A 19867-nucleotide genomic window follows, 5' to 3' on the forward strand; every position below is an offset into this window, starting at 1 on the left:
ACTCAAGTTTTGAAATGCATGAAGATCGGCTCCCTTTCCCCTCTCCCCTCTGGGGAGAGGGCTGGGGTGAGGGGTGGCTCTTGAATTTGCCACTACTTCAAAACGAAGGCGCTCGCTGTCTGCGTTTCCACTGATTCATCCGCTGCTGCAAATTCAACGGACTATGAATCTGCATCTGCCGCGCCCGGCTGAACAAAATCAACGCCAGTTCAGCGGTGGCCAACGCATCGGCACTGGCATTGTGGCGCTCGAACACTTCCAGTTTGAACCAGTCGATCCACTGATCCAGCCCGGCGTCGCGAATGTGCGCCTGAGGGCAAAGCAGCGGTGCGATATCAGCCACATCCAGAAACGGATGCTGCAACTTGTAGCCCAGATGGTCTTTCAAGGCGCGCCCGAGCATGTGCTGATCGAACGGCGCATGAAACGCCAGCACCGGGCTGTCGCCAACAAACTCCATGAATTCGACCAAGGCCTGCGCCGGATCGCTGCCAGCGGCAATCGCACTCGGCCCCAGGCCATGGATCAGCACGCTGGGAGCCAACTTCATATCGGCACATTGCAACGTGCGTTCGAACTGCTGGCTGAAGTCGATGGCCCCGTCCTCGATCACCACCGCGCCGATGGACAACACCCGATCCTTGTTCAGGTTCAGCCCGGTGGTTTCCAGGTCGAGCACCACCCAGCGCTGTTCGCGCAGGCTGCATTCGCCCAGCTCTGCCGCCGAAGGCAAGCGTTGCAGACGTTGTTGGAGTTCGCCGGGAAGGCTCGGACCTGCCGGGCGCAGCCATGAAAACAGGCTCATAGCTGATACCGCAGGGCCAGGCTGCTTTGCAGGCGTTGTGCCTGGCGCAGGGATTCACGCAGGATCCGTCGATCAAGGTGATTGAGGCTGTCGGGATCGACCCGGTTGGAGTAGGGCAAGTTCTCCCGAGTCTGTAGCTGATGTTGCTGCATGCGGGCTTGCTGGATGAAGTGATAGGCCTCTTCGTACGCCGCACCGTCCAGCCGTTCGATGACTTCTTTGTCCACCAGTTGGCGAAAGCGCTCCAGTGTGTTGTTCGCCTCGATCCCATGGGCCAACGCAAGCAGTCGGGCACCGTCGACAAACGGCGTCAGCCCCTGGATTTTCAAATCCAGGGTGGCTTTCTCGCCATTCTTGCGAGCCAGTACGAACTCACGGAAACGTCCTACGGGCGGACGGTTGCGCAGGGCGTTCTCGGCCATCATCCGTTGGAACAGTCGGTTGTCATTCACCTGATCGAGAATGCCCTTACGCAGCTGCTCGCAGCCTTGCTCGTCGCCCCAGACCACCCGCAAGTCGAAATAAATGCTCGAACCCAGTAGGTTTTCCGGCGTTGCCTCGCGGATAAACGCCGCAAAACGTCGCGACCATTCGGCCCGGGACAGACACAGCTCGGGGTTGCCGGCCATGATGTTGCCTTTGCACAGGGTGAAACCGCAGAGCGCCAGGCTCTGGTTGATCTGTTGGGCGATGGGCAGCAATTTGCCGCGAATCTCGGCGGCGTGGGCCGCGTCCCGGGCTTCGAACAGAATGCCGTTGTCCTGATCGGTGTGCAGCGTCTGTTCGCGGCGGCCTTCGCTACCGAAGCACAGCCAACTGAACGGAATGCCGGGATCGCCTTTCTCGGCGAGGGTCAGTTCGATCACCCGGCACACGGTGTGGTCGTTGAGCAAAGTGATGATGTGCGTGATCTGGGTTGAAGAGGCGCCGTGGGCCAGCATGCGTTCCACCAGTTGGCCGATCTCGCCGCGCATCGCGACCAGATTTTCCACCTTCTGGGCGCTGCGGATAGTCCGCGCCAGATGCACCAGGTCGACCCGTTGCAGGGAAAACAGATCACGTTCCGAGACCACGCCGCACAGGCGATGATCCTTCACCAGACAGACGTGGGCGATGTGCCGCTCGGTCATGGCAATCGCCGCATCGAAGGCGCTGTGGTCCGGTGACAGGTAAAACGGCGCCCGGGTCATGTGGCGTTCGATAGCTTCGTTGAAATCGTTAGTGCCGTCGGCCACCACATGGCGCAGGTCGCGCAGGGTAAAAATCCCCAACGGCGCTTTATGTTCGTCGACCACCACAATGCTGCCGACCTGCTGTTCATGCATCAGGGTCACGGCTTCACGCAGTGGTGTGGCCGGGCTGCAGGTCACCGGGTGGCGCATGGCCAATTCGCCCAGTCGGGTATTGAGCGAGTACTGGGTGCCGAGGGTTTCCACGGCTTTTTGCTGGACTTGCTGGTTGACCTGATCCAGCAGGCTGCTCACGCCGCGTAGGGAAAAGTCGCGAAACGTGTTGGAAAGTGCGAACAGTTTGATGAACGCCAGCTTGTTCAGCTGTAGGCAAAAGGTGTCTTCGGAGGCCAGATGCTCGGTACGAGTCGCGCGCTCACCCAGCAGCGCGGCGAGGGGGAAACACTCGCCGGTGGTGATTTCGAAGGTGGTTTCGGTGCCGCCCTTGGCCGTATGGGGACGTTCACCCACGACCCGGCCTTGCTTGACGATGTAGAAATGCTCAACCGGGCCGTCGGCGGGCTTGAGGATACTCTCGCCGGGCGCATAAAAACGCAGCTGACACTGCTCGACCAGATACGCCAGGTGGGCGTGTTCCATTTGATTGAAGGGCGGGAAGCGCTGAAGGAATTGCAAAGTGCCCTGAATATTCTGCAACACCGCGGTTTTCCCTGCCTGTGTGAAGGCGTCCGCTTTACTCATAACCATTACCGCAGTCTTTTTTGAATTGTTGTTGTCGGATGACTTAGCCATGGTCGGCCCCTGTGCGCAGGGTGCCCATTGGACGTAAGTCTAGGTAGGCAGTGAACCTGTCGGTATTTGGGAAATGTCTGACACAACTGTGGGAAAAACCTCCTACATTGGCTATAGGAAACTTTTCCGACGAAGTGCACATTGAAGGCCTGCTTAGCGATGTCTGACGGATGAGCTAGGGAATAGAAATGAAAACGTAGAGTAAGCCATGTCCGACCACGATATTTTGAGTGACGCCGAGCGTAAGGCGCTGAGCGACGTCATGCTGGAACCTGACCTGCCGCCGCAGCGGGTGCTGATCGTCGACGACGATAAAGATGCGCGCGAGTTGCTGTCTGAGATTCTGGCGCTGGACGGGGTGCGCTGCATGACTGCCGCCAGTGGCGAAACGGCACTCAAGATGTTGGAGACGATGCCATCGATTGGCCTGGTGATTACCGATCTGCGGATGGGAAATGTCGATGGTCTGGACCTGATCCGTCAGGTCCGTGAATCCGTTCGGGCGGCAATGCCGATCATCATCGTTTCCGGTGACGCCGACGTGAAAGATGCGATCGCTGCGATGCACTTGAGCGTGGTCGACTTCCTGCTCAAGCCTGTCGATACCGGCAAGCTGTTGGCGCTGGTCAAGCATGAGTTGGGAATGGATGTGTAGGTTGATCGTTCCCAAATAAAAAAGCCCTGACTTTTCGATCAGGGCTTTTTTTGTCCGGCGTCAGCGCTTAGTTACAGGCCATTGGCAGCCTTGAACTCGCGACGACGACGGTGCAGGACCGGCTCGGTGTAGCCGTTCGGCTGCTTCGTGCCTTCGACCACCAGTTCGACCGCTGCCTGGAAGGCGATGTTGCTGTCGAAGTCAGGTGCCAGCGGACGATACAGCGGGTCATTAGCGTTTTGACGGTCAACCACTGGCGCCATGCGCTTGAGGCTTTCCATGACCTGATCTTCAGTGACGATGCCATGACGCAGCCAGTTGGCGATGTGCTGGCTGGAAATTCGCAGCGTCGCACGGTCTTCCATCAGGCCGATGTCGTTGATGTCCGGCACTTTCGAGCAACCGACGCCCTGGTCGATCCAGCGCACCACATAACCGAGAATGCCCTGGGCGTTGTTGTCCAGTTCGTTCTTGATCTGTTCTGCAGTCCACTGCGGGTTCACCGCCAATGGAATGGTCAGGATGTCATCCACCGAAGCGCGAGCACGTTTGGCCAGTTCGGCCTGACGGGCGAATACATCGACCTTGTGGTAGTGCAGCGCATGCAGCGCAGCAGCGGTCGGCGATGGAACCCAGGCAGTATTGGCACCGGCCATCGGGTGAGCGATTTTCTGTTCGAGCATCGCTGCCATCAAGTCCGGCATCGCCCACATGCCTTTACCGATCTGGGCGCGACCTTGCAGGCCGGTGCTCAAACCGATATCGACGTTCCAGTTCTCGTAGGCGCCGATCCACTTCTCAGCCTTCATGTCCGCCTTGCGCACCATCGGGCCGGCTTCCATGGAGGTGTGGATTTCATCGCCCGTACGGTCTAGGAAACCGGTGTTGATGAACACTACACGCTCGCTGGCCGCCTTGATGCAGGCCTTGAGGTTGACCGTGGTACGACGTTCCTCGTCCATGATCCCGACTTTCAGCGTGTTGCGTGGCAGACCAAGTACTTCTTCGATGCGACCGAACAGCTCGTTGGTGAACGCCGCTTCTTCCGGGCCGTGCATCTTCGGCTTCACGATGTAGACCGAGCCAGTGCGGCTGTTCTTGCGCGAATTGTTGCCGTTGAGGCTGTGGATCGCCGCAAGGCTGGTGACCAGACCGTCGAGGATGCCTTCCGGCACTTCGTTGCCATCCTTATCGAGGATCGCGTCGATGGTCATCAGGTGACCGACGTTGCGCACGAACAGCAGCGAACGACCGTGCAGGCTCAGTTCTTTACCATCGACACCGGTATAAGTGCGGTCGGCGTTCATGGTGCGGGTAAAGGTCTGACCGCCCTTGGAGACTTCTTCCGACAGATCACCCTTCATCAGGCCGAGCCAGTTGCGGTAGATCACCACTTTGTCATCGGCATCGACGGCGGCGACCGAGTCTTCGCAGTCCATGATGGTGGTCAGCGCGGCTTCCATCAGGATGTCTTTGAGGCCGGCAGCGTCGGTCTGGCCGACCGGGGTGCTGGCGTCGACCTGTACTTCGAAGTGAAGGCCGTTGTTTTTCAGCAGGATCGCAGTCGGTGCGGCTGTATCGCCGTGGAAACCGATCAACTGTGCATGGTTGCGCAGGCCCGTATTGCTGCCGCCTTTAAGGGCCACCACCAGTTTGCCGTCAACGATCTTGTAGCCGGTGGAATCGACGTGAGTGCCGGCAGCCAATGGCGCCGCTTCGTCGAGGAAGGCACGGGCGAAGGCGATGACCTTATCGCCGCGAACCTTGTTGTAGCTTTTGCCTTTTTCCGCGCCGTCAGCTTCGCTGATGGCATCGGTGCCGTAGAGCGCGTCATACAGCGAACCCCAACGGGCGTTCGAGGCATTGAGCGCGAAACGGGCGTTCATCACCGGAACCACAAGCTGTGGACCGGCCATGCGGGCGATTTCGTCATCGACGTTTTGCGTCGTTGCCTGGAAATCGGCTGCTTCTGGCAGCAGATAACCGATGTCTTGCAAGAAGGCTTTATAAGCCACGGCGTCGTGCGCCTGGCCGGCACGCGCTTGGTGCCAGCCATCGATACGAGCCTGGAAATCATCGCGTTTGGCGAGTAGGGCTTTGTTCTTCGGCGCCAGGTCATGAATGACCTTGTCGGCACCGGCCCAGAACTTATCGGCGGTGAGGCCGGTACCGGGAATGGCTTCGTTGTTCACGAAGTCGAACAGGACTTTGGCGACCTGCAGGCCACCGACTTGAACGTGTTCAGTCATTGCTTGCCTCACTCTGCTCAGCTATTTCGCTTTTCAGCTCTTCAATTTAACAATGAAGCCTCTCGCATTTAAACCACAAACCTGTCGACCAGTACATGCCATTGCGGGCGGCTGGGTTATGACCAATCAACGGCGTTGAGGCCTTGCTGACGGGGCTTTCAGGGTTGTGGCTGCACCTGCGGCAGACATCGATCCAGAATTATGTAGTGCGCGCTGCGGCATACTACATGATGAATTGCGCTTGTGAAAATTAGACTAATTACGTCGTTCTGCGACGCTATGACGCATTGCGGTCACGTCGGGGAACGGGATGTTCTCAAAAAACTATTGGATTGTTCCAGTTAAATATAAAAACTTGTACACATAATCTTCATTGCGCTGCTATGGGGCTTTGGTTTTCTGAGACGCCGAGCCGATTCCCGGCCCTTGCCTATACTTGGTCTTCTATAACAAAAGTCATGACAAGAGGGCTGCGCCATGGACCACCTCGTACTCACTGTTTTCGCTCCGGACAAGCCTGGGCAGGTCGAGCGCATTGCCCAATGCATCGCCGAGCACGGTGGCAATTGGCTGGAGAGCCGCATGTCGCGCATGGCCGGGCAGTTCGCCGGGATTCTTCGTGTGGGCGTGCCGGCCGAGGCCTACGATGAATTGGTAGATGCCCTACAGGCGTTGTCCGCCCATGGCATTCGCGTGCTGATTGCCGAAAGCGGCATCGAGCAATCCTGCACCTGGAAACCGATAGCCATGGAGTTGGTGGGCAATGACCGCCCGGGGATCGTACGTGACATCACGCGCCTGCTGAGTGAACAGGGGGTGAACCTGGAGAGTCTGGTGACCGAAGTACGTCCGGCGCCGATGAGCAGCGAGCCTTTGTTCCACGCTGAAGCGATTCTCGCCGTGCCGTTGACGTTGTCCCTGGACGTGCTGCAATCGCGCCTGGAAACCCTGGCGGATGATTTGATGGTCGAATTGGTGCTGCGCAGTGAACCCTGAAAAGGTTATCCAAGTAATACGTGCACCTGCCTGTGGATAACCTGTAGAGATAGCCCGCCAGGCCACGTCGGCCGGGGCGTTTCAGGATCTGATCAAAAAACCAGCAGTTTCAGGGACTTGCGCACAAACGCCGGGGATCACGTTGTGGATAACCTTGGGAAAAATCGTTGCAAGCCACGGGAGCTGTGGCTTGCAGAGTTTTGGGTGTTTTTTGATCAGCGGCGGCGGCGCAGACTTATCCACGCGTCGACGCTGTAAACCGCCAGGCCCGCCCAGATAAAGATGAACGCTACCAGTGTGCTCGAAGACAAATGTTCGCCAAACAGCAGAACGGCCTGCAACAGCACCAGCGTCGGCGCCAGGTACTGGAGGAATCCCAGCGTCGTGTAGGGCAAATGCCGTGCAGCGGCGTTGAAACACACCAGCGGTACCAGCGTTACCGGACCGGCGGCCACCAGCCACCAGGCTTCGGATGTGGTCCAGAACTCGGGCTGAGCGCTTGTGGCTGTCTGATTGAAAAGCAGCCAGGCAATGGCAATCGGCACCAACATCCAGGTTTCCACCACCAGACCCGGCAGCGCCTTGACCGGTGCCTGCTTGCGGATCAGTCCGTAGAAACCGAACGTCAGCGCCAGCACCAACGACACCCACGGCAGACTGCCGACTTGCCAGACCTGTTGCGCGACGCCGATCGCCGCAAGGCCAACCGCCAGCCATTGCATGCGCCGCAGTCGTTCGCCAAGGATCAGCATGCCCAGCAGCACATTCACCAGTGGGTTGATGTAGTAACCGAGACTGGCTTCGAGCATGCGCCCGTTGTTCACCGACCAGACGTAGGTCAGCCAGTTGGCCGCGATCAGCGTGCCGCTCAGGGCCAGGATCGCCAGGCGTTTCGGGTTGTCACGCAACTCGCGCCACCAGCCTGGATGTTTCCACACCATCAGCAGCAAGGCGCCGAACAGCGCGGACCAGAGCACTCGGTGGATGATGATCTCCACGGCGGGCACGTTGGCGATGGCTTTGAAGTAGAGCGGGAAAAGTCCCCAGATGATGTAGGCACTCAGACCCAGGATGTACCCGCGACGCGGGTTGGCGGCTTGCATGCAGAATCCTTGCTTAGGCAGCTAACAAAGAAGGGATTGTAAGGAGGTTGTATAGACGTGTCGCGTCGCTTTTTTTTTGTAGGAGCATGCGATGCGGCGATCCGACTTGCCCGCGATGGGATCGATGCGGTCCGTCTGACGGACCGCGTTATCGTTCATCGCGGGCAAGCCATGCTCCTACGGGGATTGCGGTGTTTAGAAGAGTTTCAATGGTTCTTCATTCAGGGCAGCCAGTTGCTCACGCAACGCCAACACTTGGTCCCCCCAATACCGTTCACTGCCAAACCACGGAAAACTGTGCGGGAACGCCGGGTCGTCCCAGCGGCGGGCCAGCCAGGCGCTGTAGTGCATCAGACGCAAGGCGCGCAGCGGTTCGATCAACGCCAGTTCCCGCGGATCGAAGTCGTGGAACTCACTGTAGCCGTCCATCAATTCCGACAACTGACCGAGACACTCCTGACGATCACCCGCCAGCATCATCCAGATGTCCTGCACCGCCGGGCCCATGCGGCAGTCGTCGAGGTCGACGATGTGGAACATCTCGTCGCGGCACATCATGTTGCCGGGGTGGCAGTCGCCGTGCATGCGGATGTTCTTGTGCGGCGTGGCTTTGTAGACCTCTTCCACCCGTTTGAGCAGGTCGCGGGCCACGGACTCGTAGGCCGGCAGAAGACTTTTGGGTACGAAATTGCCTTCGAGCAATGTCGTCAGCGAGTCATGACCGAAGTTCTTCACACCCAGCGCTTCACGGTGCTCGAACGGTTTTGTAGTGCCGACGGCGTGCAGGCGACCGAGCAGTTGCCCCAGGCGATACAGCTGATCGAGATTGCCCGGCTCCGGCGCTCGGCCGCCACGGCGGGGGAACAGGGTGAAACGGAAGCCGTTGTGTTCATGCAGGCTGGCACCGTTGTGAATCATCGGCGCGACCACCGGTACGTCGCATTCGGCGAGTTCGAAGGTGAATTGGTGCTCTTCGAGAATCGCTTCGTTGGTCCAGCGCTGCGGACGGTAGAACTTGGCGATCAGCGGCTCGGAGTCTTCGATACCGACCTGATAGACACGGTTCTCGTAGCTGTTGAGCGCCAGAATGCGCGCGTCGCTGAGAAAGCCGATGCTTTCGACGGCATCGAGCACGAGGTCTGGGGTGAGGGTTGCAAACGGGTGGGCCATGCTGACTCCTGCGCGCAGCAGGCTGCCGCGTCCGGCCAAGCATGGTAGCGCAGACGGGGCTTCTTTAGGGGTTGGGGTTGAGATGGGTGGTGTTGCAATCGCGAGCAGGCTCACTCCTACAGGGGATTTGCGGTATGCCACAGATCCAGTGTGGGAGCGAGCCTGCTCGCGATAGGGCCCTGTCAGGCGCCGACGATTCCGCCATCTTCCCGGGAAATCGCCATCACCGAAGACCGCGGCTTGCCATTGGGCAGATGCTCAGGGAACGTCGATCCACCGTTCTCCCCCGGATGCTGAATGCCGACAAACAAAGTCTTCTGATCCGGCGAGAAGCTGATCCCCGTCACCTCGCAGCCCACTGGCCCGACCATGAAGCGACGGATCTCCCCGGTGACCGGATCAGCGCAGAGCATCTGATTGTTGCCCATGCCCGCGAAATCACCGGCGTTGCTCGAATCGCCATCGGTGAGAATCCACAACCGCCCAGCCTTGTCAAAACCCAAACCGTCCGGGCTGTTGAACATGTTCTGCGGCGTGATGTTCGACGAACCGCCCTTCGGCGTACCGGCATGAACACCGGGGTTGCCCGCGACTACAAACAGGTCCCAGGAAAAGCTTTTGGCCCCGTGATCGTCACGGTCAGTGCGCCAGCGCAGAATCTGTCCGTAGACGTTCTTCTCGCGCGGGTTCGGCCCGCCCACCGGTTGCCCGTCCTCGCCACGTTTGGCGTTGTTGGTCAGCGTGCAATAGACCTGGCCATCCTCGGGGCTGACGACGATCCATTCCGGGCGGTCCATGCGCGTGGCTTTCACCACGCTGGCGGCGAGGCGGACGTTAATCAGCACTTCGGCCTGATCGGCGAAACCGCTGCTGGCGTCGATGCCGTTCTTACCGTGGGTCAGTTCGATCCATTCGCCTTGGCCTTTCGGGTGATCGGCGTTGCCATCGCCCGCGTCGAAACGCGCCACGTACAAGGTGCCGTGGTCTAGCAGGTCGCGGTTGGCCTTGGGATTTTTGTGGTTGATCTTGTCGCGGCTGACAAATTTGTAGATGAACTCGCCGCGCTCATCGTCGCCCATGTACACCACGGCGTGACCGTCACTGGTTTCGGCAAGGGCGGCGTTTTCATGTTTGAAGCGGCCCAGGGCCGTGCGCTTGACCGGGGTCGATTGCGGATCGAACGGGTCGATTTCCACGACCCAACCGTGACGGTTGAGTTCGTTGGGGTTTTTCGCCAGGTCGAAACGCTCATCGTGCGGGTGCCAGTTGATTTCTTTACTGGCCGCTACTGCGCCGTAGCGTTTCTGCGCGGCGTCGAACTTTTGTTCGGCATTGCTGCTGCCGAAGCAGTCGGTGAAGTTTTCTTCGCAGGTCAAATAAGTGCCCCACGGCGTCTTGCCGTTGGCGCAGTTCTGGAAGGTGCCGAGAACATTTTTGCCGTGCGGGTCGGCACTGGTTTTCACCAGCGCGTGGCCGGCGGCCGGGCCGCTCAGGCTGATCGGCGCGTTGCCGTGAATGCGCCGGTTGTAGCGCGAGCCCTGGACGAAATGCCACTGGCCGTTCTTGCGCTGCACTTCGATCACCGACACGCCTTCGCAGGCCAGTGCCTTGCGCACGTCAGCAGCCGACTGCGGCATGCCGCCGTGTGGATAGAGGTAGCGATAGTTGGTGTATTCGTTGTTGATCGCCATCAGCGCCCGGTTGTTGTCACCGGGAAACTCGAACAGGCTCATGCCGTCGTTGTTGTCGCCGAACTGGACTTCCTGATGCTCGGCCGTGCCGTTGCCACTCGGGTCGAATGCCGGGCCGTTCTTCTGCAGGGGTTGGCCCCAACTGATCAATACCGAAGATTTGTAACCTGGCGGCAGGGTGATGGCGTCGCTGGTGGCGGCGGGAATACTGTCAAAACCCAGCAGTTTGCTGGAGCCGGCGCTGACGCTGGCGGCCAGCACGCTGCGGCTCAGCAGGTTGCCGCCCAGGAACATCGCGGCACCGCAAAGGGCGCCGGCGCTGATGAAGCCTCGGCGGCTGAGGCCGACCATTTTCTCGAGGTCGGTGGATTGGTTGTCTTCTAATAGGCTCACATCAGGCTCCCTGCGGGTTTTTGCAGTCACCTTAATGAGCGTTAATGACACTTGTGTTTCAAAGCGGTGTACCGAGTAAAACGTTGGATGGCGCGAACTGCACCCACACCGGTTTATCAGCGGCGAGGCCGAGGGTTCTCAAGTGCAACGGTTCGGCCAGTGCGCAGAGTGTCTGACCATTGGGCAGGCCGATACGCACTTCGCTGGGGCCGTCCTCGGCGTCGAGAATTTCCTCGATGATGCCCTTCAGGCAATTATTGCCGGGTGTTGCCCCTTGATCGATGCCCAGCAACTCCAGCCAACCGGCCTTGATCAGTGCGACCACTTCGGTGCCGGTTTCCAGTTCCAGACGCAGGGTGCTGTCGTGGGTGATCTGCACATCGATGCTCAAGCCTTCGGCCAGTTCAAGGCGAATCCGGTCGTTGTGCCCTTGGTTATCAATCGCCACGACCTTGCCATGCAGTTGATTGCGTGCGCTGGTTCTGAGCATCAGTCGGCCGAGCAGGTCGAGATCGCTGGCATCTTCGGCGGCTTCCAGCACCTGAGCCTGCAAGGCTTGCAGCTTTTGATACAGGCGCAATACGCGCTCGCCTTCGCTGGAGAGTCTGGCGCCACCACCGCCCTTGCCGCCGACACTGCGCTCCACCAACGGTTTTTGCGCGAGGTTGTTCAGCTCGTCGATGGCGTCCCAAGCCGCTTTGTAACTCAGCCCCGCGCTTTTCGCGGCGCGGGTGATCGAGCCCTGTTCGGCGATGTGTTGCAGCAACGCGATGCGCTGCGGACGACGGACAATGTGCTGGGACAACAACGTAGGCAAGGACATGGCAAGACGCTTTGGGCTGTGGCGATGGGAAGGACGTTGGCGGCTTGGGGCCCGGGAGTCAAGTCAGGGCGCATCGCCGGGTTTGGGTGTGCGGGCCAGACAATAGACGTCCACCCGAGCGGCGCCGGCGTCCATCAACAGACGAGCCAAGGCTTGGGCCGTGGCGCCGGTGGTCAACACATCGTCCACCAATGCCAAATGACGACCCTTGATGCACGCATCGGGCGTCAGGGCGAAAGCGTTGCGCAGGTTCTTTTTGCGGGCCTCGGCATTCAGGTCCTGTTGGGCGCTGGTGTCCTGAATCCTCAGCAACAGCGTTTCATCGCACGGAATCTCGAGGCGGGTGCCGAGCCAGCGGGCGAGCATCGCAGCCTGGTTGAAACCTCGTTGACGCAGGCGTTTGGTGGCCAGCGGAACCGGGATGAGCGCGTCGGGTCGATTCAGGTCTTCATCGAAGCGATGTTGCAGGAACTGAGCGAGAAGTTCGGCGAGCAGGCGACCATACGGCCACTTCGCAGAGTGTTTGAAGCGTGTGATCAAAGTGTCCACCGGAAAGCTGTAAGTCCAGGGCGTAGCGACCCGTTCAAAGGCTGGCGGCTGTTTCAAACATTGGCCGCAGGTCAGGCCAGCGGTGGGCAACGGCAGAGCGCAGGTTTGGCATTGATCGCCCAGCCAGGGCAACTCCGTTTCACAGGCCATGCAGAGGGGTGTGCATTCATCGGTGGCTTCTGAACAAAGCAAACAGAATTGTTCATTTTTTAACCAGATGTAAACTGGTCCTTCGTATCGTGGTTGACAGCGCATGAGTCTTCCTTAAATATGCCGAACATCCGTGTCGCGTCTGTGGGTATTCCATTCCCCAGCCGCTTGCCAAGCATAAAACAAAGGAAACACCCATGAGCGCCAGCACCACTGCAACCCTGCGTCATGACTGGTCTTTGGCCGAAGTCAAAGCACTCTTCGTTCAGCCATTCAATGACCTGTTGTTTCAGGCGCAGACGGTGCACCGCGCGCATTTCGACGCCAATCGGGTCCAGGTGTCGACGCTGCTGTCGATCAAGACCGGTGCCTGCCCGGAAGATTGCAAATATTGTCCGCAGTCCGGTCACTACAACACCGGCCTGGAAAAAGAAAAGCTGATGGAAGTGCAGAAGGTCCTCGAAGAGGCCGCTCGCGCCAAGGCCATCGGTTCGACCCGTTTCTGCATGGGCGCGGCGTGGAAACATCCGTCGGCCAAAGACATGCCTTATGTGCTGGAAATGGTCAAAGGCGTGAAAGCCATGGGCCTGGAAACCTGCATGACCCTCGGTCGTCTCGATCAGGACCAGACCGTGGCGCTGGCCGACGCCGGCCTCGACTACTACAACCACAACCTCGATACCTCGCCGGAATTCTACGGCAGCATCATCACCACCCGCACCTACAGCGAGCGCCTGCAAACCCTGGCTTACGTGCGTGAATCGGGGATGAAGATCTGCTCCGGCGGCATCCTCGGCATGGGCGAGTCCCTCGACGACCGCGCCAATCTGCTGATCCAGCTGGCCAACCTGCCGGAACACCCGGAATCGGTGCCGATCAACATGCTGGTGAAAGTCGCCGGTACGCCGCTGGAAAATGCTGACGATATCGACCCGTTCGACTTCATCCGCATGCTCGCCGTCGCACGCATCCTGATGCCGCAATCCCACGTGCGCCTGTCCGCCGGCCGCGAAGCGATGAACGAGCAGATGCAGGCCCTGGCGTTCTTCGCCGGTGCCAACTCGATTTTCTACGGCGACAAACTGCTGACTACCGCCAACCCGCAGGCCGACAAGGACATGCAACTGTTCTCGCGTCTGGGCATCCTGCCGGAAGCGCGCGAAGAGCACGCGGACGAAGTGCATCAGGCCGCGATCGAACAAGCGCTGGTTGAGCAGAAGAGCAGTGAGCAGTTCTATAACGCTGCTGTTTAATTCTCCGCCGAACCAGTAGGAGCAAAGCTTGCTCGCGAAGGGATCGCCTCGGTCATTCAGATAGACCGAGGTGCCTTAATCGCGAGCAAGCTTTGCTCCTACAGAGCTGTATCTCCTTCCCACTCGCGAGGTCTGCATGTCTTTCGATCTCAGCGCGCGCCTTGCTGCCCGTCGTGCCGAAAATCTCTACCGCCAACGCCCATTGCTCGAAAGCCCTCAAGGCCCGGAAGTGGTGGTCGATGGTCAGCCGTTGCTGGCGTTCTGTAACAACGACTACCTGGGCCTGGCCAATCATCCGCAAGTAATCGAAGCCTGGCGCGCTGGTGCGGCGCGTTGGGGCGTCGGCGGCGGGGCGTCGCATTTGGTGATCGGCCACAGCGGCCCACATCACGCACTGGAAGAAGCCTTGGCCGATTTCACCGGTCGCCCGCGCGCGCTGTTGTTCACCACCGGTTATATGGCCAACCTCGGCGCGGTCACCGCGCTGGTCGGGCAGGGCGATACGGTGCTGGAAGACCGGCTCAATCACGCGTCCCTGCTGGATGCGGGTCTGTTGTCTGGGGCGCGCTTCAATCGCTATCTGCACAACGACGCGGCGAGTCTGGCCAAGCGTCTCGAGAAGGCGACCGGCAATACCCTGGTGGTTACCGACGGCGTGTTCAGCATGGACGGCGACATCGCCGACCTGCCGGCGCTGGCTCGGGAAGCCAAGGCTAAAGGTGCATGGTTGATGGTGGATGACGCTCACGGCTTTGGTCCGCTGGGCGCCACTGGTGGCGGGATCGTCGAGCACTTCGGCCTGAGCCAGGAAGATGTGCCGGTTCTGGTCGGCACCCTCGGCAAGGCGTTCGGGACCGCCGGCGCTTTTGTGGCGGGCAGCGAAGAGCTGATCGAGAGCCTGATCCAGTTCGCCCGTCCCTACATTTACACCACCAGCCAGCCGCCGGCGCTGGCCTGCGCGACGCTGAAGAGCCTCGAATTGCTGCGCACTGAACACTGGCGTCGTGAGCATCTTAAGACGCTCATTGCCCAGTTCCGCCACGGTGCCGAGCAGATAGGCCTGGAGTTGATGGACAGCTTCACACCCATCCAGCCGATCATGATCGGCGATGCCGGGCGTGCGGTTCGACTGTCGCAGATGCTGCGTGAGCGCGGCCTGATGGTCACTGCGATCCGTCCGCCGACCGTGCCCGCCGGCAGCGCCCGACTGCGAGTGACCCTGACCGCCGCGCACAGCGAGGCGCAGGTACAGCTATTGTTAAATGGACTGGCCGATTGTTTTCAACAACTGGGACCGGAGCCAAGCCATGCGTGATCGTCTGATTCTGCTGCCCGGCTGGGGTCTCGGAATTTCTCCCCTGGAGCCCTTGGCGGCAGCGTTACAAGGACTGGATGAACACTTGCGGGTCGAGATCGAGCCATTGCCGGAACTCGAATCGAGTGATCTTGAGGAGTGGCTCGATGAGCTGGACTCGACGCTGCCTCAGGATGCCTGGCTCGGCGGCTGGTCGCTCGGCGGCATGCTCGCTTCCGAGTTGGCGGCCCGGCGCGGCGATCGTTGCTGCGGCTTGCTGACACTGGCGAGCAATCCTTCGTTTGTCGCCCATGAGCAATGGCCGAGCGCGATGCCTGCCGAAACCTTCGATGCGTTTCTGGCCGGTTGCAAGGCTGATCCGCGCATGACGTTGAAGCGTTTTTCGCTGCTCTGCGCTCAGGGTGCCGAAGACCCGCGCGGGCTGTCTCGGCTGTTGCTCGGTGGCGCGCCACACACTTCGGCAGAGGTGCTGATGAGCGGCCTGGAGTTGCTCGCACAACTGGATACCCGCCAGGCTTTGCAGGCGTTCCGCGGTCCGCAATTGCACTTGTTCGCCGGCCTCGATGGACTGGTTCCAGCCGAAGCGGCGGGTGACCTGCTGACATTGCTGCCGGATGTTGAAATTGGCCTGATCGAGCAGGCCAGTCACGCGTTTCTTCTGGAAGACCCTCACGGTGTGGCGGGGGCGATTCAGGCCTTTTTGCATGAGTCCGGTGATGACTGATTTATCCCTTCCCAACCTGCCCGACGGCTTGCCCGACAAACGCCAGGTGGCGGCATCTTTTTCCCGTGCGGCGGCAAGCTACGACAGCGTGGCCGAATTTCAGCGCGATGTTGGCAGTGAATTGTCGAGTCTTTTGCCGGAGGACTTTGTGCCGGGTGTCTGGCTGGATATGGGCTGCGGCACCGGGCATTTCAGTCGTGCATTGGGCGAGCGATTTCCTGCCAGTCACGGCCTGGCCCTGGACATCGCCGAAGGCATGCTCAATCACGCCCGGCCGCTGGGTGGCGCAACGCATTTCATCGCTGGCGATGCCGAACAGTTGCCGTTGCAGGATTCGACCTGCGATCTGATCTTCTCCAGCCTGGCGGTGCAGTGGTGCGCGGACTTCGCTTCGGTGCTCAGTGAAGCCAATCGCGTATTGAAACCTGGCGGAATTTTTGCGTTTGCTAGTCTGTGCGTAGGCACACTGTTCGAGCTGCGTGACAGCTGGCGTCAGGTGGATGGCATGGTGCACGTCAACCGCTTCCGCGAGTTCGGGGTTTATCAACAGCTTTGCGCGGACAGTGGGTTAAGCGTCGCGAGTCTGGAAACCCGACCGCACGTGTTGCATTACCCGGATGTGCGCAGCCTGACCCATGAGCTGAAGGCGTTGGGTGCACACAATCTGAACCCCGGTCGGCCGGGTGGTTTGACCGGCAGGGCGCGGATCCTCGGTTTGATCGAGGCTTATGAGCGGTTTCGTCAGGCCGAAGGATTGCCGGCGACTTATCAAGTGGTCTACGCCGTGTTGGAGAAACCCCTATGAGCGCAGCCTATTTCATCACCGGCACTGACACCGATGTCGGCAAGACCACCATTGCAGCGGGTTTGTTGCACGCTGCGCGCTCGGCCGGTTTGAGCACGGCGGCGGGCAAACCGGTCGCCTCCGGTTGCGATGTGACGCCCAAGGGCTTGCGCAACGCTGATGCATTGGCGCTGTTGGCGCAGTGCTCAGTGCCTTTGACTTATGCGCAGGTCAACCCAATGGCGTTCGAACCGCCGATCGCGCCGCACTTGGCAGCACGGGAGGCCGGCGTGGCATTGACGGTGCAATCACTGTTGACGCCGATGCGGGAGATTCTCGATATGCAGGCGGATTTCACCTTGATCGAAGGTGCTGGCGGCTGGCGGGTGCCGTTGGCGGATCAGGATAATCTGTCGGACCTGGCGATGGCGCTGGGTCTGCCGGTGATCCTGGTGGTGGGCGTGCGCCTGGGTTGTATCAACCATGCGCTGCTGACGGCCGAGGCGATTGCTCAGGACGGTTTGCAGTTGGCGGGGTGGGTGGCCAATATCATCGATCCAAAGACTTCGCGTCTGGAAGAAAACCTTGCGACACTCGCTGAGCGGATCCCGGCACCGTGCCTTGGGCGAGTGCCGAAACTCAAGGTGGTGACGGCTGAAGCGGTGGCGGAGCATCTGCAACTGGACTTACTGGACTAGGGTTTTAGCTATGACAAGGCACTGTGCCATTAGAGTTTTTGTCGGGCCTTTTGTCAGTGGGTCTGCTTCAATGGCCGCTGTTGATCCTTTGTAGGACGAGTTCTCCCATGGAAATCTCAGGAAACACCGCTTTTTATGCCGGTCTGAGCACTATTCAGACAGGGCAGAACCGTGTCGATCAGGCCTCTGGCCAGATCGCCAATACGACGATCGAACGTTCGGTCACCAGCCAGTCTTCCGAGGCTCAGGTTGATCGTCTGCGCTCAGTGGATCGCAGTCAGCAGTCGGACCTGGCCAGCAATATGGTCGAGATGTCCCAAGGCAAATTTCAAGTTGAACTGGGTGTCAAAGTCGCCAAGGCATCCGACGAAATGCTCGGTACGCTGATTGATACCTACGCTTGAGCCCTCGCTGAATTCGCCCCATCAACGCCGCGACTATTCGCGGCGTTTTTCTGCGTAAGTCCTTCTCGCTCAACTAATCTCTTCTGCACAGCGTATTGCTCAGGCGACGGTGTTGCGTGGCTGTGGGTCTGGTATTTGCGTCGCGTGATGACGAACGGCAAAAGATCGGCGCTTGACAAGATTTAGGCGTAAACGTATGTTTCAAACAACTGTTTGACCGCCACAACAAATCAAAGCGGTCGTTCATTCCCGGTTACATCAGCAGAGGTTTATCGCTATGCCTGACTACAAGGCCCCCTTGCGTGATATTCGCTTCGTTCGTGACGAACTGCTCGGCTACGAAGCGCACTATCAGAGCCTTCCGGCTTGCCAGGACGCAACTCCAGACATGGTTGACGCCATTCTCGAAGAAGGCGCCAAGTTTTGTGAGCAGGTGCTGGCTCCGCTGAACCGCGTGGGTGACACCGAAGGCTGCACCTGGAGCGAGTCCGGCGTTAAAACCCCGACTGGCTTCAAAGAAGCCTACAAACAATTCGTCGAAGGCGGCTGGCCAAGTCTGGCCCATGACGTAGAGCACGGCGGCCAAGGCCTGCCGGAATCTCTGGGTCTGGCCGTCAGCGAAATGGTTGGCGAAGCCAACTGGTCGTGGGGCATGTACCCAGGCCTGTCCCATGGCGCGATGAACACGATTTCCGAGCACGGCACGCCTGAGCAGCAAGAGGCTTACCTGACCAAGCTGGTTTCCGGCGAATGGACCGGCACCATGTGCCTGACCGAACCGCACTGCGGCACCGACCTGGGCATGCTGCGCACCAAGGCTGAACCTCAGGCCGACGGTTCCTACAAAGTCTCTGGCACCAAGATCTTCATCTCGGCCGGTGAACACGACATGGCCGACAACATCGTCCACATCGTGCTGGCACGTCTGCCGGATGCACCGGCTGGCACCAAAGGCATTTCGCTGTTCATCGTTCCCAAGTTCATGCCGAACGAAGACGGTTCGGTCGGCGCACGCAACGCTGTGACCTGTGGTTCCCTGGAACACAAGATGGGCATCCACGGTAACGCCACCTGCGTGATGAACTTCGACGCGGCCACCGGTTTCCTGATCGGCCCGGCGAACAAAGGCTTGAACTGCATGTTCACCTTTATGAACACCGCACGTCTGGGCACCGCGCTGCAAGGTCTGGCCCACGCCGAGATCGGCTTCCAGGGTGGTCTGAAATACGCTCGTGATCGCCTGCAAATGCGCTCCCTGACTGGCCCGAAAGCGCCGGAAAAAGCTGCTGACCCGATCATCGTTCACCCTGACGTACGTCGCATGCTGTTGACCATGAAGGCTTTCGCCGAAGGCAACCGCGCGATGGTTTACTTCACCGCCAAGCAAGTCGACATCGTTAAATACGGCGTGGACGAAGAAGAGAAGAAGAAAGCCGACGCACTGCTGGCCTTCATGACGCCGATCGCCAAAGCCTTCATGACTGAAGTCGGTTTCGAATCCGCTAACCACGGCGTGCAAATCTACGGCGGCCACGGCTTCATCGCCGAGTGGGGCATGGAGCAGAACGTTCGCGACAGCCGCATTTCGATGCTGTACGAAGGCACCACCGGTATCCAGGCACTCGATCTGCTGGGCCGTAAAGTGCTGATGACTCAAGGCGAAGCCCTGAAAAGCTTCACCAAGATCGTCCACAAGTTCTGCCAGACCAACGAAGGCAACGACGCGGTCAAAGAGTTCGTCGAGCCATTGGCTGCGCTGAACAAAGAGTGGGGCGAGCTGACCATGAAGGTCGGTATGGCGGCCATGAAGGATCGCGAAGAGGTCGGCGCGGCGTCGGTGGATTACCTGATGTACTCCGGTTACGCCTGCCTGGCTTACTTCTGGGCGGACATGGCGCGTCTGGCTGCCGAGAAACTGGCTGCCGGCACCACCGAAACGGCGTTCTACACCGCCAAGCTGCAGACTGCGCGCTTCTACTTCCAGCGCATCCTGCCGCGTACCCGCACTCACGTTGTCACCATGCTGTCGGGCGCTAACAACCTGATGGACATGAAAGAAGAAGACTTCGCGCTGGGTTACTAAGCCTCACGCTGTCGCTTCATAAAGCCGCTGCTTCCTCGGG

The 19867-nt window shown here is 59.6% G+C and carries 17 protein-coding genes; 9 read left to right on the forward strand and 8 right to left on the reverse strand.

What is annotated here, in order from left to right; translation table 11 throughout:
- Window positions 1-97: 97 nt before the first annotated feature.
- Window positions 98-805: a 3'-5' exonuclease gene (locus ACYZUA_RS04930; protein WP_149630005.1), complete on the reverse strand. Its 708-nt coding sequence runs from the start codon at window positions 803-805 to the stop codon at window positions 98-100.
- A complete protein-coding gene (locus tag ACYZUA_RS04935) occupies window positions 802-2742 on the reverse strand; it encodes a putative nucleotidyltransferase substrate binding domain-containing protein (protein WP_461963878.1) in 1941 nt (646 codons plus the stop codon). Before ACYZUA_RS04935 ends, ACYZUA_RS04930 begins: the two co-directional genes overlap by 4 nt.
- Before the next feature lie 253 nt (window positions 2743-2995).
- Here ACYZUA_RS04935 and ACYZUA_RS04940 point away from each other — a divergent pair, with 253 nt between their 5' ends.
- Complete coding sequence (locus tag ACYZUA_RS04940; RefSeq protein ID WP_309677698.1) at window positions 2996-3442, forward strand: response regulator; 447 nt, start codon at window positions 2996-2998, stop codon at window positions 3440-3442.
- Between the two features lie 71 nt (window positions 3443-3513).
- Here ACYZUA_RS04940 and ACYZUA_RS04945 read toward each other — a convergent pair whose 3' ends face one another.
- Entirely contained in the window at window positions 3514-5691 is a 2178-nt protein-coding gene (locus tag ACYZUA_RS04945; protein WP_461962285.1) for a malate synthase G, read from the reverse strand.
- Window positions 5692-6168: 477 nt separating this feature from the next.
- Here ACYZUA_RS04945 and ACYZUA_RS04950 point away from each other — a divergent pair, with 477 nt between their 5' ends.
- Window positions 6169-6687, forward strand: a complete 519-nt coding sequence (locus ACYZUA_RS04950; RefSeq protein ID WP_095127182.1) for a glycine cleavage system transcriptional repressor — start codon at window positions 6169-6171, stop codon at window positions 6685-6687.
- Between the two features lie 215 nt (window positions 6688-6902).
- Here the strand turns inward: ACYZUA_RS04950 and rarD are convergent, their stop codons facing one another.
- The 5 genes from rarD to ACYZUA_RS04975 all read right to left on the reverse strand — a co-directional run bounded on the left by rarD (window position 6903) and on the right by ACYZUA_RS04975 (window position 12671).
- The gene (gene rarD, locus ACYZUA_RS04955; RefSeq protein ID WP_461962286.1) at window positions 6903-7790 is read right to left on the reverse strand and encodes an EamA family transporter RarD; all 888 of its coding nucleotides are present in this window, start codon (window positions 7788-7790) and stop codon (window positions 6903-6905) included.
- Window positions 7791-7985: 195 nt separating this feature from the next.
- The gene (locus tag ACYZUA_RS04960) at window positions 7986-8960 is read right to left on the reverse strand and encodes a serine/threonine protein kinase (RefSeq protein WP_008147144.1); all 975 of its coding nucleotides are present in this window, start codon (window positions 8958-8960) and stop codon (window positions 7986-7988) included.
- A 182-nt stretch (window positions 8961-9142) separates the two neighbouring features.
- Window positions 9143-11044 (reverse strand): PhoX family protein, encoded by a 1902-nt coding sequence (locus tag ACYZUA_RS04965; protein WP_461962287.1) that lies wholly within the window; start codon window positions 11042-11044, stop codon window positions 9143-9145.
- A 58-nt stretch (window positions 11045-11102) separates the two neighbouring features.
- Window positions 11103-11867, reverse strand: coding sequence for a TOBE domain-containing protein (locus tag ACYZUA_RS04970; protein WP_461962288.1), 765 nt, complete (start codon window positions 11865-11867; stop codon window positions 11103-11105).
- A 63-nt stretch (window positions 11868-11930) separates the two neighbouring features.
- Window positions 11931-12671 carry a phosphoribosyltransferase family protein gene (locus ACYZUA_RS04975; protein ID WP_461962289.1) on the reverse strand — a complete coding sequence of 247 codons (741 nt, stop codon included), beginning with the start codon at window positions 12669-12671 and terminating at the stop codon, window positions 11931-11933.
- 92 nt (window positions 12672-12763) lie between these two features.
- On the opposite strand from ACYZUA_RS04975, the gene bioB reads away from it, so the two are divergent.
- The 7 genes from bioB to ACYZUA_RS05010 all read left to right on the forward strand — a co-directional run bounded on the left by bioB (window position 12764) and on the right by ACYZUA_RS05010 (window position 19827).
- On the forward strand, window positions 12764-13819 hold the full coding sequence (gene bioB / locus ACYZUA_RS04980) for a biotin synthase BioB (protein WP_059407420.1): 1056 nt from the start codon (window positions 12764-12766) through the stop codon (window positions 13817-13819).
- Between the two features lie 136 nt (window positions 13820-13955).
- Window positions 13956-15134 carry an 8-amino-7-oxononanoate synthase gene (bioF, locus tag ACYZUA_RS04985; protein ID WP_461962290.1) on the forward strand — a complete coding sequence of 393 codons (1179 nt, stop codon included), beginning with the start codon at window positions 13956-13958 and terminating at the stop codon, window positions 15132-15134.
- On the forward strand, window positions 15127-15858 hold the full coding sequence (locus tag ACYZUA_RS04990; protein WP_046052400.1) for an alpha/beta fold hydrolase: 732 nt from the start codon (window positions 15127-15129) through the stop codon (window positions 15856-15858). Before bioF ends, ACYZUA_RS04990 begins: the two co-directional genes overlap by 8 nt.
- On the forward strand, window positions 15851-16663 hold the full coding sequence (bioC, locus tag ACYZUA_RS04995; RefSeq protein ID WP_461962291.1) for a malonyl-ACP O-methyltransferase BioC: 813 nt from the start codon (window positions 15851-15853) through the stop codon (window positions 16661-16663). The genes ACYZUA_RS04990 and bioC overlap by 8 nt, the downstream gene beginning before the upstream one ends.
- Window positions 16660-17340, forward strand: a complete 681-nt coding sequence (gene bioD / locus ACYZUA_RS05000) for a dethiobiotin synthase (protein ID WP_461962292.1) — start codon at window positions 16660-16662, stop codon at window positions 17338-17340. The genes bioC and bioD overlap by 4 nt, the downstream gene beginning before the upstream one ends.
- Window positions 17341-17447: 107 nt before the next feature.
- Entirely contained in the window at window positions 17448-17744 is a 297-nt protein-coding gene (locus ACYZUA_RS05005; RefSeq protein WP_046045346.1) for a hypothetical protein, read from the forward strand.
- Window positions 17745-18021: 277 nt separating this feature from the next.
- The gene (locus ACYZUA_RS05010) at window positions 18022-19827 is read left to right on the forward strand and encodes a phenylacyl-CoA dehydrogenase (protein WP_461962293.1); all 1806 of its coding nucleotides are present in this window, start codon (window positions 18022-18024) and stop codon (window positions 19825-19827) included.
- Window positions 19828-19867: the final 40 nt, after the last annotated feature.

This window comes from Pseudomonas sp. LS2P72, assembly GCF_054897865.1.

Bases quoted from the DNA above. Each gene is read 5' to 3' on its own strand.
- ACYZUA_RS05010 (WP_461962293.1), top strand. From the start codon at position 18,022: ATGCCTGACTACAAGGCCCCCTTGCGTGATATTCGCTTCGTTCGTGAC.
- ACYZUA_RS04950 (WP_095127182.1), top strand. From the start codon at position 6,169: ATGGACCACCTCGTACTCACTGTTTTCGCTCCGGACAAGCCTGGGCAG.
- ACYZUA_RS04940 (WP_309677698.1), top strand. From the start codon at position 2,996: ATGTCCGACCACGATATTTTGAGTGACGCCGAGCGTAAGGCGCTGAGC.
- ACYZUA_RS04945 (WP_461962285.1), bottom strand. From the start codon at position 5,691: ATGACTGAACACGTTCAAGTCGGTGGCCTGCAGGTCGCCAAAGTCCTG.
- rarD (WP_461962286.1), bottom strand. From the start codon at position 7,790: ATGCAAGCCGCCAACCCGCGTCGCGGGTACATCCTGGGTCTGAGTGCC.
- ACYZUA_RS04975 (WP_461962289.1), bottom strand. From the start codon at position 12,671: ATGCGCTGTCAACCACGATACGAAGGACCAGTTTACATCTGGTTAAAA.
- ACYZUA_RS04970 (WP_461962288.1), bottom strand. From the start codon at position 11,867: ATGTCCTTGCCTACGTTGTTGTCCCAGCACATTGTCCGTCGTCCGCAG.
- bioD (WP_461962292.1), top strand. From the start codon at position 16,660: ATGAGCGCAGCCTATTTCATCACCGGCACTGACACCGATGTCGGCAAG.
- ACYZUA_RS04935 (WP_461963878.1), bottom strand. From the start codon at position 2,742: ATGGTTATGAGTAAAGCGGACGCCTTCACACAGGCAGGGAAAACCGCG.
- ACYZUA_RS04930 (WP_149630005.1), bottom strand. From the start codon at position 805: ATGAGCCTGTTTTCATGGCTGCGCCCGGCAGGTCCGAGCCTTCCCGGC.
- bioB (WP_059407420.1), top strand. From the start codon at position 12,764: ATGAGCGCCAGCACCACTGCAACCCTGCGTCATGACTGGTCTTTGGCC.
- ACYZUA_RS04960 (WP_008147144.1), bottom strand. From the start codon at position 8,960: ATGGCCCACCCGTTTGCAACCCTCACCCCAGACCTCGTGCTCGATGCC.
- bioC (WP_461962291.1), top strand. From the start codon at position 15,851: ATGACTGATTTATCCCTTCCCAACCTGCCCGACGGCTTGCCCGACAAA.
- ACYZUA_RS05005 (WP_046045346.1), top strand. From the start codon at position 17,448: ATGGAAATCTCAGGAAACACCGCTTTTTATGCCGGTCTGAGCACTATT.
- ACYZUA_RS04990 (WP_046052400.1), top strand. From the start codon at position 15,127: ATGCGTGATCGTCTGATTCTGCTGCCCGGCTGGGGTCTCGGAATTTCT.
- bioF (WP_461962290.1), top strand. From the start codon at position 13,956: ATGTCTTTCGATCTCAGCGCGCGCCTTGCTGCCCGTCGTGCCGAAAAT.